A 14,929-nucleotide genomic window follows, 5' to 3' on the forward strand; every position below is an offset into this window, starting at 1 on the left:
CCTGTTGTCCTGCGTGCCGCCCCCCTCCAACGACGACGGGTGACGACGGGGGCGGAGGGTCCGGGGCCGTGAAGGTCCGTCCCGCCGCCGGCCCGCCGCCACCCGTGTGCCACGTCCGGGGGGAGGAGGTGGGTGCGTCTGTCTACCGGTAGCGCGGGATGTTGCGGGCCACGTGCAGGGCCCACGCCTCCGCGGAGTCCAGCTCCGCGCGGGCCTCCGCGTAGCGGTCCTTCGCCGCTTCGCTGGCGTCGTTGGCGAAGATGGCGTCGTGCAGCTCCTTCTGGGCGCGGGTCAGCCGCAGGCTGGTCTGCAACCACAGCCGGGCCGCCATGCGCGGGGTAATCACCACCTGGGTGGGATCCCACACCTCCAGCGCGGCGTAGTCAGCGGAGGACAGCTCTTCGGAGTGGGGGGCCTGCTCGGTTTGTCCGTTCATGCCCGGATGTTCGCCATGGATTTGGGGCAGGGCATCCGGGCCGCCTGGGCAGGAAGACGGCCACTGGTGAGCAGTCGAGGACAGTTCCTTCATCCCCCGGGGTACTCGCATTCCTTGATTTGCGGGAAAACTCAATACAGTGAGGCTGGGGAATGCTTCCCACATTGCAACGATGGAGGGACCGGGTGGCGTTCTTCTAGAATCCTCCGCTCCATTCGTGAAGTGAGAGGGATTACCTGGACCAGAACACCCTGAACAAGCTGCTCACCGTCGGCGTCCAGAACGGGGCTTCGGACATCCACTTCCGTCCTGGGGACCCGCCCATCTACCGCGTGAACGGTGTGCTGCGGCCGTTGAAGATGGAAAAGCTCCAGGCGGATCACACGAAGCAGGTGGCGCTGCACGTGATGAATGATCCGCTGATGAAGGCGCAGATCGACAGTGTGCAGGAATGCGACTCGTCCTACAGCCTCCCCGGTGTCGCGCGTTTCCGGGTGAACATCTACCGGCAGCGCGGCTCGCTGGCCTGCATCCTGCGCATCATCCCGGATGAGATCCCCAGCATCGACGGTCTGGGATTGCCGCAGGTGCTCAAAACCATCGCCGGCAACGAGCGCGGGCTGGTGCTGGTGACGGGGGCCACGGGGTCCGGCAAGAGCTCCACGCTGGCGTCGATGATCAACCACATCAACCACACGGAGAGCCTGCACATCCTCACCATCGAGGACCCCATCGAGTTCATCTACAAGAACGTGAAGTCCTCCATCTCCCAGCGCGAGATTGGCCCGGACACGGCGAACTTCGCCATCGCGCTGCGCGCGGCGCTGCGTCAGGACCCGGACGTCATCCTGGTGGGCGAGATGCGCGACACGGAGACCATCGACATCGCGCTGAAGGCGTCCGAGACGGGCCACCTGGTGCTGTCCACGGTGCACACCACGGACGCGTCGCGCACCATCAACCGCCTGGTGTCCGTGTTCCCCGCGGAGGAGCAGACCATGGTGCGCATGCGCCTGGCGGACTCGCTCAAGGCGACCGTCTCCCAGCGCCTGTTGCCCAGGGCCACCGGCAAGGGCCGCACGGTGGCGCTGGAGATCATGGTGCAGACGAAGACGGTGGAGCAGTACATCCGCGACGACCGCGCCGCGGAGCTCAAGGACGTCATCGAGAAGGGCCGCGACATGTTCGGCATGCAGTCCTTCGACCAGCACCTGACGCAGCTGTACCGCGCGGGAGACATCACCCTGGAGACGGCGCAGAGCGCGGCCTCCAACCCGGCGGACTTCCAGCGCGCGCTCGAGTTCGATTGAGAGCGCACGCCGGAAGTTGAATCAGCGGCCTACTTCTTCGCGGACGGCTTGTTGATGTTCGCGAAGAAGTCGTTGCCCTTGTCGTCCACGACGATGAAGGCCGGGAAGTCGACCACGTCGATCTTCCACACGGCCTCCATGCCCAGCTCGGCGTACTCCAGCACCTCCACCTTCTTGATGCAGTCCTGCGCCAGGCGCGCCGCCGGGCCACCGATGGAGCCCAGGTAGAAGCCGCCGTGCTTCTTGCAGGCCTCCGTGACGGCCGGGGAGCGGTTGCCCTTGGCGAGCATCACGAAGCTGCCGCCCTCCGCCTGGAACTGATCCACGTACGCGTCCATGCGGCCCGCGGTGGTGGGGCCGAAGGAGCCGGACGCGTAGCCCTCGGGCGTCTTCGCCGGGCCCGCGTAGTAGACCATGTGGTCCTTGAGGTACTGGGGCATGCCCTCGCCCCGGTCCAGGCGCTCCTTGATTTTGGCGTGCGCGATGTCGCGCGCCACCACCAGCGAGCCGGACAGCGACAGGCGCGTCTTGATGGGGTAGCGCGACAGCTCCGCGCGCAGGTCGCTCATGGGGCGGTTCAGGTCCAGCTTCACCACGTCGCCGGACAGGTCCGCGTCCTTCGTCTCCGGCAGGTACTTCGCGGGGTCCGTCTCCAGCGCCTCCAGGAAGACGCCGTCACGGGTGATCTTCCCCAGCGCCTGGCGGTCCGCCGAGCACGACACGGCGATGGCCACCGGGCAGGACGCGCCGTGGCGGGGCAGGCGGATGACGCGCACGTCGTGGCAGAAGTACTTGCCGCCGAACTGCGCGCCAATGCCGGTGCGCTGCGTGAGCTTGAGCACCTCCTGCTCCAGCTCCACGTCGCGGAAGCCCCGGCCCAGCGCGTTGCCGCTGGTGGGAAGCGTGTCCAGGTAGCGCGCGGAGGCGTACTTCGCCGTCTTCAGCGCGAACTCCGCGGACGTGCCGCCCACCACGATGGCCAGGTGGTACGGCGGGCACGCGGCGGTGCCCAGCGAGCGGATCTTCTGCTCCAGGAACGCCAGCAGGCTCTGCGGGTTGAGGACGGCCTTCGTCTCCTGGAAGAGGTAGCTCTTGTTCGCGGAGCCGCCGCCCTTGGCCATGAAGAGGAACTTGTAGGCGTCGCCGTCGGTCGCGTAGAGCTCGATCTGCGCGGGCAGGTTGTTGCCCGTGTTGACCTCCTTGTACATGTCCAGCGGCGCCATCTGCGAGTAGCGCAGGTTCGACGTGAGGTACGTGTCGAACACGCCCCTGGAGATGGCCGCCTCGTCGCCGCCGCGGGTGAGGACGTACTGGCCCTTCTTGCCCATCACGATGGCGGTGCCGGTGTCCTGGCAGGAGGGCAGCACGCCGCCCGCGGCGATGTTCGCGTTCTTGAGCAGCTCCAGCGCCACGAACTTGTCGTTGGACGACGCCTCCGGGTCCTGGAGGATGTTGTTGAGCTGCTGCAGGTGCCCGGGCCGGAGCAGGTGCGAGATGTCCCGCATGGCCTCGCGCGTGAGCAGCGTCAGGGCCTCCGGCTCCACCTGGAGGAAGGTGCGGCCAGCGGCCTCGAACGTGGAGACGCCTTCCTTCGTGAGGAGGCGGTAGGGCGTCTCGTCCTTGCCAAGCGGCAGCATGTCCTGGAACTGGAAGTCACTCATCGCGGGCTTTGTCTCTTCGAGAAGGGGTGGACGGGCGGGGACTCTACTCACGGGGCGGCGCGCGGGGCGGCACTTCGTAGAGGTAGACGGGCGTGCGGTAGAGGTCCTGGAGCCGCACGCTGCGCACGGGCGCCCAGCCCCGGAGTCCGAACGTGTGGCTCAGGATGCGAGCGCCCACGGGAAGCTCGGCCGCGAAGCGGGGCTCCAGGCGCTTCATGATGCCCGGGGACAGGTAGCAGACGACGCAGGCCGCGTCCTGGAAGGACGCGGCGAAGAAGTCCCCGTGCAGGAGCGTGAGGTTCGCGCGAGGGAAGAGCCGCTGGCGCAGCCGGCTGAAGAGCCAGGGCAGCCAGGACAGCTCGTACGCGACGATGCGCGCCTCGGGGCAGTGGTCCGCCAGGTTGAAGGCCACGTCCCCCCAGCCCGAGCCCAGGTCCAGCACCGTGCCCCGCGTGTCCCCAGGCAGCATGGCCAGCAGTGCCCGCCGCACCCGGGGCGAGCTGGGCATGGGCGGCGCGCCGGTGCGCAGCGTGGAGACGACGATGGACAGCACCCCCAGCAGGAGCACCGTCCAGAGCAGCATCAGGAGGAGGGGGCCGGTCGCGCTCACGGTTCAGCGCGCATCATCGCGCGGGGCGCCTTCGCGTGGGACCCTACCTGCGGGGATGCTGACCGGCGTCCACGCGGACCACGCGCGAAGCGCTGACGTCCGGCTGGGCGGCGACGGGGGTGGGGGCGGGCTCGTCGAAATCGAAGAGGGCGCGGCCCAACACAAGGCACATCGCGGCCCCTACGCAGAGTGCCAGCACATGGAAGTAGTACGCCATGGAGCGCGAGTCCAAGCATGGACCGTACCATCCGCGACCCTCCTCGGAAGGTGGGGGCCAAAGTGCCCCGGTTGTGTCCTTCCTGGCTACAAGGCCGGTCCACAGGTGGCCCCCCAGGCAACAGCCCCCTCACGCGGGGTTGAACCCTTCGCTTCCGACGGTTTTCACCCCGGGCCCCGGGAGACTCAGACGGAGGGCGCGGACTCGGTGGCGTCCGGTTCGGGGAGGGGCGGCTTGTGGGCGGCGGACTCCAGCCGGTCCACGTTGCGCAGCTCCGGGAAGAGCCAGGCCCAGAGGCCCACGACGACGAGCGTGCCCACGGCGCCAATCACCACCGCGTGCACGGCCCCCAGGGCCTCCGCGAGCGAGCCCGCGCGGAACTCGCCCAGCTCGTTGGAGGCGCCGATGCACATCAGGTTCACCGCGCTCACGCGGCCGCGCATGTCGTCCGGCGTGGAGACCAGCTCCAGCGTGTGGCGCACCACCACGCTCACCATGTCCGCCGCTCCGCCAATGGCCAGCGCCGCCAGGGACAGGGGCAGGGACGTGCTCACGCCGAACACCAGCGTGGCCGCGCCGAAGATGGCCACCGCGATGAACATCTTCCACCCGGCGTGCCCGCCCAGCGGCCGGAACGCGAGCAGCACCGCCACCACCGCGGCGCCCACGGCCGGAGCGCTGCGCAACAGGCCCAGGCCCCACGGACCGGTGTGCAGCACGTCGCGCGCGTAGATGGGCAGGAGCGCCACCGCGCCGCCCAGCAGCACCGCGAAGAGGTCCAGCGTGAGGCTGCCCAGCAGCATCCGCTTCTGGCGCACGAAGCGCAGGCCGGCGACCAGCGTCTTCAGGGAGATGGGCTCGCTGGACGCGCTGCCGGTGCGCACCTTGAGCGAGAGGATCCACACGATGGTGAGCGCGCACAGCGACGCGGACGTGGTGTAGACGCCCTTGCCGCCCAGCCACCCGTAGAGCAGGCCGCCCAGGGCGGGGCCGGAGATGGTGGCCACCTGCCAGGTGATGGAGTTCACCGCCACCGCGCGCGTCAGCTCCTCCTTGGGCACCAGGTAGGGCGTGAGCGCGGAGCCCGCGGGCGCGTAGAAGGCGCGCGCCGTGCCGAAGAGCACCAGGATGCCGTAGACGAACCTCACGTCCTGGAAGTGGCCCAGCGTGAAGGACAGCAGCAGCAGGCTGCACACCATCATCACGCCCTGGCACAGCGCCAGGATGCGGCGGCGGTCGTAGCGGTCAGCGACCTGACCGCCCAGGAGGCTGAAGAGGAGGAAGGGGACGAACTGGGACAGGCCTGTGTAGCCCAGCGCGAGCGCGCTCCCGGTGAGCTCGTACACCTGCCACCCGATGGCCACCGATTCAATCTGCGCCGCGAGCACCGCGCACAGGCGGGCGATTTGATACAGCCGGAAGTCGCGGTAACGGAAGATGGACGTGGCGAGGGTGGCCATGGGGTGGCTGCGCTGTAACGCAGCCCCTCCCCCGCGCGCCAGCGGCAAGGGGACGCTGGCCCCTTGAGCGGCTTATGAGGTCGCGCGCATCCGGTTCAGCCGGTCGTAGTGGCGGTAGCCCAGCTTGTCGAGCGCGGCGGGCGGCGCGAGGCCGATGTCCACCAGCGTCTTGATGTCGTACGTGCCCGCGAGCACCGGCGGCGCGTAGTTGGCCACCGCCTCCGGTGTGCGGAAGCCGGGCAGGGGGAAGAGCACCTGGCTGGTGTGCACGTGCATGAAGTGCGCGGCGGACTGGCGCTGCCACCCCGGCACGCCCGGCGCGGTGATGACGTGCGGCGTGGCGAGGAACGTCCCGCCCGTCAGGATTTCGAGCTGCTGGCCCACCTGCGCCACGATGCAGCCCGCGGGCGCGGTGCCGCGCACCATGTGGCCGTTGGGCGCGTCCGGCGCGGCGCGCGTGCGCAGGTACAGGCCGCTCTGGTCATCCGGCTTCGGCGCGGGGCGTCCTTCGGGGTCCAGGAAGCGGCCGCCGGGCAGCAGCGTCAGCAGGTTGAAGTCGGTGTGCTCCTCGCCCCAGAGGATGCCGGTGTTCACCTGGGTGGGGCCCAGGGGCAGATACTGGAGCGCGCGCGTGACGTGGGGGGCCCTCTCGCAGGCGGCGGTGAAGGTGTCCTCCGGCAGGCTCAGCGCCAGGGCGGCGCCGCGCAGCAGCTTGAGGCCGGCCTCGTGAAGCGCGGTGCCCATGGTGAGCAGGCCCTCCTGGAAGAAGGGCGGCGCGTCGTCCGGCCAGATGTTCTCCGGGTACAGCTCCGGGAACTCCATGGCGGACTGCGGGTCCGTGGGGGTGGGCGCCGCGAAGTAGCACTCCTTGAAGTCCGGCTGCCCGTTGCTGGCGACGGCGACCTCCGTGTTGGGAGGCGTCCAGCCGCGCTGGTACCAGAGGTCCGCGCGGCCGAAGGGGCGCTTCCGGGCGTCCGGGCGGGCCACGAAGGCGGAGAACGCGTCGTAGAAGCGCTCCAGCGCCGGCGCGTCCACGCCGTGGTTCTTCACGAACACGAGGCCGAAGACGCCGAAGGCCTCGCGAAGGGCCGCCGCCGCGCGCTCCAGGCGCGCCGGTTCACCCGACGCCAGGTCCAAGAGGTCGACCGTCGGGATGTTCATCGTGGGGGTGTCCGCCATGGTGGGCCCAGGTGTATCGCGCCCGGGCCCGCCTGAGGAGGGGGACCGTGCCTGCCCGGTCCCTGCCGCTTCCGGGGAAATCCGGGAGCGCCGCCTCAACCCCTCACGGCTGCCCTCAGCGCGCGGCCACCGTCACGTCCACGGGGGCGCACGTCACGGGCGTGGACTTGTACTCGCCGCCCGCCCGGGGGACGTCCTCCTTGCGCGTGGCCACGTCCATCAGGTCGTCGCGGAAGGTGATGCGGTACGTGCCCGGCTTCTTGAAGTCCCAGGCCTGGGACACCTCCACGGTGTTCTCCACCGTGGCGCCCGGGGCGATGGCCGCGTAGGCGTCCGCGTTCGGGGCGGCGCGCTTCACCATGGGGCCCTGGTACGGCAGCTCCTCGCCGTCGCGAGTGATTTGGAACACGGTGCCCAGGATGCCCTCCAGCGGCGTCTGCCACTTGAGCACCCAGACGGGAGTCTCCGAGCGGTTGGTCAGCTTGAAGAGGACCTCCACCGGCTCATTGAGCTTCGCCTTCGGGTGGACGCTGAGGGCGCACTCCAGCTTCGGGGTCGTCACGGCGGCGGGCTCCTTCGCGGGCTCGGCGGCGGGCGGCGTCGCGGCGACGGGGGCCTGCTGCTCCTTGGGCGCTTCCGCGGGCTTCGGCGTGCAGGCGGTGACACCGGCGGCGGTCAGCACCGCGAGCCATGTGAGGTTCATTCGTCCCATTTCGTGACGCTCCTTGTGTCGGGTGCGGCGAAAAGAAAAGGGGCGCGAGCCCAGTGGCCCGCGCCCCGAAGTCAACGGCCCGGCGTCACCTTACGGCAGCGAGGGGTTGTTCTCCGCGAAGTATTCGTGGCTGTCCGCGTTGTCACGCGCGCGCGTGGCGTTGGACCTGGCCAGGTTCTTCGCGGCCGTCTGACCGTAGGCCCAGTCGTCCGTGCCGGCCACGACGGTGAAGTGGCTCATCTCGTGGACCAGCGTGCCCGCGCGCGAATCCGTGCCCGTGTTGGGGGCGCTCCAGAAGGCGCCGCACACGTAGATCTTGTACGGCGAGGACGGGTACACGTACGCGTACGTCCCGCTGTCGTTGCAGCTGCAGTCCACCACGACGGCGGCGGACGCGAACGCGTTCTTGATGTTGTTGAAGTGCGTCTTGACGGTGCTCCAGCCGCTGCTGGAGTACGTGCCGAACCAGGTGGTGTAGCGGCTGGTCGCGGACGGCGTGCCGCTCAGGTACGTGTACGCGTTGTTGGAGTACGTCTTCGCGCTGTTGTACGCGTTGGTGATGGTGGTCTGCTCGGAGCTGGTGCAGGCGCCGGAGTAGGACAGGCCCTGCGCCGTCACCGTGCCCATCGCCTGCGCGCCCTCGTGGCTGGTGCGGCGGCCCTCGATGAACAGGCTCACCGAGTTGGACGCCAGCGCCGTCACGCCCGCGCGCGCCTCCAGCTCGTAGCGGATGGTGTACGTGCCGGAGACGGACAGGTCATACGCGTCCGACACGACCACCGGGCCGGAGATGCTCTGGCCGGGGGCCAGGGTGATCAGGTCCTCGGCGCGGCCCTGCACGCGCTTGAAGTGCGCGCCCGTGTACTCCACCGGCTGGCCGTCGCGCGACACGGACAGGCGGCCCTCGTTGAGGCCCTCGCCCGGCGCGTCCCACTTGTAGAGGCTCACCGGCGCGGCGGAGGTGTTCGTCAGCGTCACCTCCACCGTCACGCGCTCGCTGGCGGCCATGGAGGCCTTGCCCACGGACACCTGCGCCGTCAGGGCGCCCTGGGCCTGCTCCGTGGCCTCGGCCGGGGTGGACTCACCCTCCGCCGGAGGAGCACCGCAACCGCTCAGCAGGGAAACGCCGACCACCGTGCCCATCAGCCACTTGAAACCGCGAAGGCTCTTGCTCACGAGGAACTTCCTTTCGGAAACGACGCGACGGAAAAAACGCCCAAGGGGGAATGCCCGGGTGCGCATGCTTATAGGGGAAACCGGGCCCGCTGATGATGGCACGAAATACTGTGAAATAAACGCCTGCCGTTTATTCCTGTTCACGCCGCGTCGCGGCCAGATGTGGCCGGGAGCGTTAGTCTTCACGCGGCACGCATTGCGTGTGACACCAACGAGGACACCGGGAAGGGGTGGCGGACGATGCGCGCGGTGGTCATCGAGCACGAGGAGCACGAGGGGCCGGGTCTGCTGGGCCCCGCGCTGGAGTCAGCGGGCTTCACGCTGGTGCGGCGCTTCCGGACGGTGAAGCGCGAGGACGTGGACGCGCCGCTGGTGGTGGTGATGGGCGGGCCCATGGGCGTGTACGAGGCGGACGCCCATCCGTTCCTGAATGACGAGCTGGCCTTGCTGGGAGAGCGGCTGGCGAACGACCGCGCGTGCGTGGGCGTGTGCCTGGGTGCGCAGCTGTTGGCGGCGGCGGCGGGTGCGACGGTGTCGCCGGGGAAGAACGGCTTCGAGGTGGGCGTGGGGCCGGTGCGCTGGACGCCGGACGCGCTGAAGGACCCGGTGGTGGCGGGCGTGAAGGCGCGCACGGCGGTGGCCCACTGGCACGGGGACACCTACACGCCGGTGCCCGGCGCGACGCTGCTCGCGTCCACGGACCGCTACACGCAGCAGGCCTTCCGGCTGGGGAAGTCCTACGGCTTCCAGTTCCACCTGGAGCTGACCGCGCAGGAGCTGGGGCGCTGGCTGGAGCTGGGCGCGGAGGACCTGGTGACCCGGGGCAAGGACCTGGCGGCGCTGAAGGCGCAGCTGCCCAAGCTGAAGGCGGCGGAGGCGGAGAACACGGAGCTTCTGCAGCGGCTCGCGCATCAGCTGGCCAAGGGCCTACGCTGAGGGCCGTCCAAGGCACGGGGAGAGCAGGACGCCATGAAGCTGAGCCGCCTGCAGGTCCACCACTACCGAGGGCTCGCGCCGGACACGGTGCTGACGTTCGGTCCCGGGCTCAACGTGGTGGTGGGCGCGACGGGCAGCGGGCGCACGACGCTGCTGGAGCTGGTGTCCGCGGTGTTGTGCTCGGACTTCTCCGGGCTCCTGCGGGAGCCGTTCGCGCTGGAGTACGCGCTGCGCTTCGACGCGCTGACGGTGGACGTGGCGGTGCGCAACGAGCCGCCCGCGGCGCTGCCCGCCACCGCCGGTGAGGGCGGGCCGGGGGACGCGCTGGCGCTGCCGCCCGGAGCGCTGGCGCACGGGCTGATGCCCTCCATCGTGGCGACGGTGCGGTGGGACGCGGCGGAGGACGCGCGGCTCGTGATGCGCGCCAGCGCCACGGGCTTCGCGTGCGAGGTGGCGGGCGCGGAGGGCTTCTCCAAGCGCATGCGCTGGTCGGTGCTGGACCGGTCCGTGTGGACGCTGCTCTTCATGGCCGCGCAGTACCTGGAGCGCGGCGTGAAGGACCGGCTGAAGGACCTGCTGCGGGAGACATTCCTCCTGGCGCCACCGCGCTTCGACGAGGCGCTGGGCATGTTCGAGCACATCGGCGCCATCCGCTACGCGATGGAGCAGCGCGGTGAGGAGCTGTTCCCGCTGGGGCTCATGGCGCTGCCCACGTGGATGCCGGGCTGGCTGCGCGAACAGGTGGAGCGCGAGCCCGTGCCGCCGTCGCTGCTCCTTCGCCACGACGCGATGCCTCGCGGCTTCCTCGCGCGCTTCGTGACGCTGGCGGGGTTCGCGTCCGGCACGCTGTCAGTGGACGTGACGGAGACGACGCCGCTGTCCCAGGGCGGCCGGCTGGGCTTCAGCGGCTTCCGCTTCGCCTTCACGCGCGTGGACGGCACGCCGGTGACACAGGAGCAGCTGGGCCACGGCCAGAAGCGGCTCCTGTCCTTCCTCTACTACCTGGACGTGCACGAGGCCTTCGTCATCGCGGACGAGCTGGCGGACGGCCTGCATCCGGACCTGGTGCGCGCGTGCGTGCAGGACCTGGGGGAGCGGCAGTCCTTCGTCACCAGCCAGAACCCGCTGCTGTTCGAACACCTGGCGTTCGCCAGCGCGGAAGCGCTGCGCGCGTCGTTGATCCGCTGCGAGCCCGGCGGCGGTGGACAGGGCCCCTGGCGGTGGACGCAGCCCACGCCGGAGGAGGCCGCGCGGTGGTTCGACGCGTACCGCGCGGGCGCCGTGCCGCTGGGCGCCGTGCTGCGCGCCCAGGGCTTCGGGTGAGGCTCAGGGGCCCGTCACGCCCTTGAAGAGGAAGTCGTCGTCGAAGCCGCGCGAGACCAGGTTCCTTCCCAGGTGGAGGGTGCCGGAGAAGTAGCCGATGCCCACGAACTCGCCCTGCTTGTTCACCGCCACGTCCGTGAAGTACGGGCGCCCGGTCGACGGATACGTGCGGCGCCAGTGCTGCTGGCCTTCAAGGCGCTCCAGCCTCGCGGTGAAGAGCGTGTAGCCGGAGGTCGAGTCCGGCATCGTGGAGGCGCCGCCCACCACCACGCTGTCGTCCTCGCCCATGGCGACCGCGCTCACGGGCTGCGGGTAGCTGCGAGCCCAGCGCTCCTCGCCGGCCCGCGTCCACGCGACGAGGAAGCCCGCGCCAGGGACCGGAGGCGTCACCGTCTGGCCCCGGAAGGTGAAGGCGCTGCTGAACTGGCCTCCCACCACCACGCGGTTGCCATGCACGGCGACGGCGAGGGCGCCGCCGGACGCGCCCACCAGCGGCCGCGTCCACACCACCGCGCCGGAGGGACTGACCTTCCAGAGCTCGGGGTCGGGATACCGGATGCCGCTGAAGTAGAAGGCATCCGTTTCATCCACCGCGACGCTGCCGCCACTGCTCAGGTCCAACTGCTCGCGCACGGTCCACTGCGCGGCGCCGGCGGCGTTGAACCTGGTGAGGAAGGCCGTCACCACGTCCGTCACCAACGAGTCATTGGGGCCCAGGCCGAAGTCCACCGTGCGGAAGGCATTGCCCGTCATGGCGATGCCGTCCTGCGAGTCGGTGACCAGGTCCTGGGGTGAGATGTTGCCCGTGAAGTGCCGGGCCCACAGGAACTGCCCCGTCTTGCGCAGCTTCAGCAGGAAGGCGCCCGGAGGCTGCAGTCCTCCGCCCAGGTCGATGGACTCATTCGAGGTCCCTGCGACGAGGACATTGCGCTCGCGGTCCACCGTGAGCGCCACCGCGTTGGTGAAGTTCTGTCCGCCGGGGGGAAGCACGCCCTCGTAGGCGCGCGTCCACAGGAGCGCGCCGGCCGTCGTGTACTTCGCCACCGCGAAGCCGTTGCTGTCCGGGTTGCCGGAGCCGACGGGGCCCGCGCCCAGGTCCACGCTGCCTTGATAGAGGAACAGCGCGAGGATGTTGCCGTCCCGGTCGAAGGCCACCGCGTGCGCCTGGTCGGGCCGGGGCGAGCCCAGGTGCTTCACCCAGACGAAGCTCCCTCCTGAGAGCGCCGCCTCCTGTGTCCGCGGGGCGTCATCCGGCACGTCCGAGGGGCCGCACCCTGCCAGCGCCATCACCACCATGACGCTCCCCAGCAGCCGCCAGCCCCACGCCCTGTGAGTCATTCCCATGTGCACCCCCGGCTGTCCCCAAAGACAGACGGTGCGAGTTAGGAACGACCCGGCGCGAGGAACACTGCCTTGGGGGGCAGTCTGGGTTTGACGATTGGACAGTCCTCGAGCGCCGCGCTGCTAGCGGCCGGAGAGCAGCTCCGTGGTGAAGGAGAAGCCGCCCAGCAGGTACGGCATGGCGTTCACCCGGTTCTCATGCTTGAGGTACCAGCCCGCGATGAGCAGCACGGTGGGCTTGCTCATGAGGCCGCCCGGCTTCGTGTCGAACGAATACGCCACGAGCGGGCCCACGCGCATGTGCGCGTTGTTCGGCAGCGTGCGTCCGGGCAGCGGCTCCACCGCGGCGGTGTCCTCGTCGTAGCGCGGCCACACCGCGGAGAACCGGGCGCCCAGCGTCCACTGTCCGGCCAGCCACAGCAGGTCCGTGTCGTTGGCGAGCACCCAGCCCTTGCCCGGCACCAGCGTGTCCAGCGTCGGGTCGTAGAACGTCCCGCGCGGCCCGCCGTCGCGCAGCGACACGTTCCAGTACTCGATGGCCAGCTTCGTGCGCAGCGCCACGGACTTCACCTTCGCCTGGAGCATGGGCTCCACGAAGAAGTGGTGCCCGGAGGTGCCGTAGGCGGCGTCGTTGGTCTTGCTGCGCAGGTCGTCGTCATACGACTGGAAGGAGTCCGGATACGACTGCACGCTGCCGAAGGTGCCGAAGAACTGGACGTACTCGTAGCCGGCGCGGAGATTGAACATCGCCACGGGCTGCAGCTCCACCGTGGGCCCCAGCTTGAAGAACGCGGGGCTCAGCTTGAGGCTCGCGCCGGCGCTGGCGTACGTGTCGCGCAGGAGCAGCGAGGGGCTGTCGAAGAGGCGCTTCTGGTAGACGAGCCGGTTCTGCGACTCGAGCCCCAGCGGGTTGTAGCGGACCACGTTGAGCGTGGTGAAGTAGACGCGGCTGTCGGGCAGGGGTGGCTGCACCGGAGGCGGCACGTCCTCCGTGATGGGCGGCTGGGGCTGCTGCGCGGCCACGGGCGTGCCCAGGCTCAGGACGGCGAGCAGCGCGGCGCGCGTGAGCGTCTTCGACAGGGAAGCGGCGCGGACAGACGTCGGGCGCTGCGGGAACACGTTCGCGGGCATGCGTCCTCTCGGCGGGGGACCGCGGGGAGGGCCCCCGGGCAAGGGCCATCCGTCGCGGCAGCGGGAGCGTCGTGCACCTGACGCGGGCGCTTCAAGACGCACCAGGACGAAGCCGGATGACACCTGGCGTCAGCGGAGGTTTCGCGGCCTGCGGCCGGGACCTCAGAACGTGAGCTGGAAGCGGGACAGCAGGGCGTTCTCCGGGGCCCGGTCTCCGCCGTCCGGGGCGCCGCCCTCGTAGTTCGTGCGGTGGAAGTTCAGGGCGAAGCGCACGCGCCGGTTGAGGGCGAAGGTGGTGGCGACGCCAAAGCCCCTCGCCGCGCGCACCGATCTCGCCGGGTTGGCGAAGCGGGGGAAGGCGTCATCGTCCATGACCAGCGCGTGGACGCGCGCCGCGACCTCCAGCGCGCCGCCCTGGAGCGTCTTCGGGTCGAAGGGCTTCGCCGGCCGGGCGCCCTCGAACGAGGCCTTCCCGCCAAACACCCACGACACCGCCGTCTGCCAGGCGTGGTGGCGCAGCTTCGCGCGCGAGTCACCGTTGCGCACCTCCTGTGACGACCGCACGTACTCCGCGAGGATGCCGAAGGGCCCCAGGTAGAAGTGGCCCTGGGGCGAGAGCCGCAGGTGCTGGCCGTGCGCGGTGACAACTTCTCCGGTGTCCGCGTTGCTCAGGTAGCTGAAGATGATCAGCTGGCCGGGGCTGCGCCAGGGCGCGAGCCCGGTGTTGGTGGCCGAGCCGAACTGGAGGCCGCGCGTCATCGCGATGCCCAGCCCCAGCCCCTGGAGGAAGGACGGCTCGCGGCCCTTGAAGGGCAGGGCGAAGACGCGGGCGGCCAGGTCGAAGCTGTCGTCGGTGTTGGCGTCGGTGCTGGCGCCGTCGGGGTCTCCGTTCACCACCGCCAGCGAGTACTGCCACCGGCCGCCGTCACCCTCGCCGTGCAGATCCAGGCCCTCGTCGCGGTTGGGGACCAGGTCCACCGTGAGCGAGCGCTCGATGAAGGGGTTGTCCATGTCGGACTGGAGCAGCTCCAGGCCGAAGGGCGTCTTGAACCGGCCCGCGCGCAGGCGCACCCATTCCCCCGGACGGAAGTCGATGTACGCGTCCTGGATGACGGACTGCCCCACGCCGAAGTCCGGCATGAAGCGGAAGTCGATGAAGCCAAAGAGCGTCCCCTCCAGGATGGGGCGCATGCGCCGCACGAGGAACGTGTTGGTGCCGGTGCGCTCCGGGTCGTCCAGGAAGAAGCGCCCGTCGCCCTGGAGCAGCCCGCGCAGCTTGAGCACGAAGGCCTTGTCCGCGGACGACAGCGAGAAGCCCTCTTCCGAAACCTGGACGACGGGGGGCTCCGAGCCCCTGGGCGCTTCCGGAGCCGGCTGGGGCGCCTGGGCGTGGACGGCGAGTGGGGCGAACAGCAGGCCCGTGGCGGCGAGGAGGGC

14 protein-coding genes are annotated in these 14,929 nt (G+C 70.1%); 3 read left to right on the plus strand and 11 right to left on the minus strand.

Annotation, left to right across the window (positions count from 1 at the left end):
• Positions 1 to 142: 142 nt before the first annotated feature.
• Positions 143 to 436, minus strand: a complete 294-nt coding sequence (locus D7X96_RS36285; RefSeq protein WP_120550354.1) for a FruA-associating protein, FapA — start codon at positions 434 to 436, stop codon at positions 143 to 145.
• A gap of 260 nt (positions 437 to 696) precedes the next feature.
• Here D7X96_RS36285 and D7X96_RS36290 point away from each other — a divergent pair, with 260 nt between their 5' ends.
• On the plus strand, positions 697 to 1,746 hold the full coding sequence (locus D7X96_RS36290) for a type IV pilus twitching motility protein PilT (protein WP_279637422.1): 1,050 nt from the start codon (positions 697 to 699) through the stop codon (positions 1,744 to 1,746).
• A gap of 29 nt (positions 1,747 to 1,775) precedes the next feature.
• Here the strand turns inward: D7X96_RS36290 and D7X96_RS36295 are convergent, their stop codons facing one another.
• From D7X96_RS36295 to D7X96_RS36325, 7 genes are all read right to left on the minus strand, one after another.
• Positions 1,776 to 3,407 (minus strand): fumarate hydratase, encoded by a 1,632-nt coding sequence (locus D7X96_RS36295; RefSeq protein WP_121771794.1) that lies wholly within the window; start codon positions 3,405 to 3,407, stop codon positions 1,776 to 1,778.
• A 43-nt stretch (positions 3,408 to 3,450) separates the two neighbouring features.
• Entirely contained in the window at positions 3,451 to 4,017 is a 567-nt protein-coding gene (locus tag D7X96_RS36300; protein ID WP_121771795.1) for a class I SAM-dependent methyltransferase, read from the minus strand.
• A 43-nt stretch (positions 4,018 to 4,060) separates the two neighbouring features.
• Positions 4,061 to 4,249, minus strand: a complete 189-nt coding sequence (locus D7X96_RS36305) for a hypothetical protein (RefSeq protein WP_120550350.1) — start codon at positions 4,247 to 4,249, stop codon at positions 4,061 to 4,063.
• 170 nt (positions 4,250 to 4,419) lie between these two features.
• The gene (locus D7X96_RS36310) at positions 4,420 to 5,694 is read right to left on the minus strand and encodes an MFS transporter (protein WP_121725246.1); all 1,275 of its coding nucleotides are present in this window, start codon (positions 5,692 to 5,694) and stop codon (positions 4,420 to 4,422) included.
• Positions 5,695 to 5,766: 72 nt separating this feature from the next.
• Positions 5,767 to 6,873, minus strand: coding sequence for an isopenicillin N synthase family dioxygenase (locus D7X96_RS36315; RefSeq protein ID WP_120550348.1), 1,107 nt, complete (start codon positions 6,871 to 6,873; stop codon positions 5,767 to 5,769).
• A 115-nt stretch (positions 6,874 to 6,988) separates the two neighbouring features.
• On the minus strand, positions 6,989 to 7,585 hold the full coding sequence (locus D7X96_RS36320) for a protease (RefSeq protein ID WP_120550347.1): 597 nt from the start codon (positions 7,583 to 7,585) through the stop codon (positions 6,989 to 6,991).
• Between the two features lie 90 nt (positions 7,586 to 7,675).
• On the minus strand, positions 7,676 to 8,761 hold the full coding sequence (locus tag D7X96_RS36325; RefSeq protein ID WP_121771796.1) for a M35 family metalloendopeptidase: 1,086 nt from the start codon (positions 8,759 to 8,761) through the stop codon (positions 7,676 to 7,678).
• Positions 8,762 to 9,001: 240 nt separating this feature from the next.
• Here D7X96_RS36325 and D7X96_RS36330 point away from each other — a divergent pair, with 240 nt between their 5' ends.
• Both D7X96_RS36330 and D7X96_RS36335 read left to right on the plus strand, forming a co-directional pair.
• The gene (locus D7X96_RS36330; protein ID WP_120550345.1) at positions 9,002 to 9,697 is read left to right on the plus strand and encodes a glutamine amidotransferase-related protein; all 696 of its coding nucleotides are present in this window, start codon (positions 9,002 to 9,004) and stop codon (positions 9,695 to 9,697) included.
• A 33-nt stretch (positions 9,698 to 9,730) separates the two neighbouring features.
• A complete protein-coding gene (locus D7X96_RS36335) occupies positions 9,731 to 11,020 on the plus strand; it encodes an AAA family ATPase (RefSeq protein WP_121771797.1) in 1,290 nt (429 codons plus the stop codon).
• A 3-nt stretch (positions 11,021 to 11,023) separates the two neighbouring features.
• Here D7X96_RS36335 and D7X96_RS36340 read toward each other — a convergent pair whose 3' ends face one another.
• From D7X96_RS36340 to D7X96_RS36350, 3 genes are all read right to left on the minus strand, one after another.
• The gene (locus D7X96_RS36340) at positions 11,024 to 12,364 is read right to left on the minus strand and encodes a hypothetical protein (protein WP_147468488.1); all 1,341 of its coding nucleotides are present in this window, start codon (positions 12,362 to 12,364) and stop codon (positions 11,024 to 11,026) included.
• Positions 12,365 to 12,484: 120 nt separating this feature from the next.
• Positions 12,485 to 13,492 (minus strand): hypothetical protein, encoded by a 1,008-nt coding sequence (locus tag D7X96_RS36345; RefSeq protein ID WP_120550342.1) that lies wholly within the window; start codon positions 13,490 to 13,492, stop codon positions 12,485 to 12,487.
• A 162-nt stretch (positions 13,493 to 13,654) separates the two neighbouring features.
• A partial coding sequence (locus tag D7X96_RS36350; RefSeq protein WP_121771799.1) for an OprO/OprP family phosphate-selective porin occupies positions 13,655 to 14,929 on the minus strand: 1,275 nt, incomplete at its 5' end.

The organism is Corallococcus interemptor (assembly GCF_003668875.1).
In the GTDB taxonomy this organism is placed as follows: Bacteria; Myxococcota; Myxococcia; order Myxococcales; family Myxococcaceae; genus Corallococcus; species Corallococcus interemptor.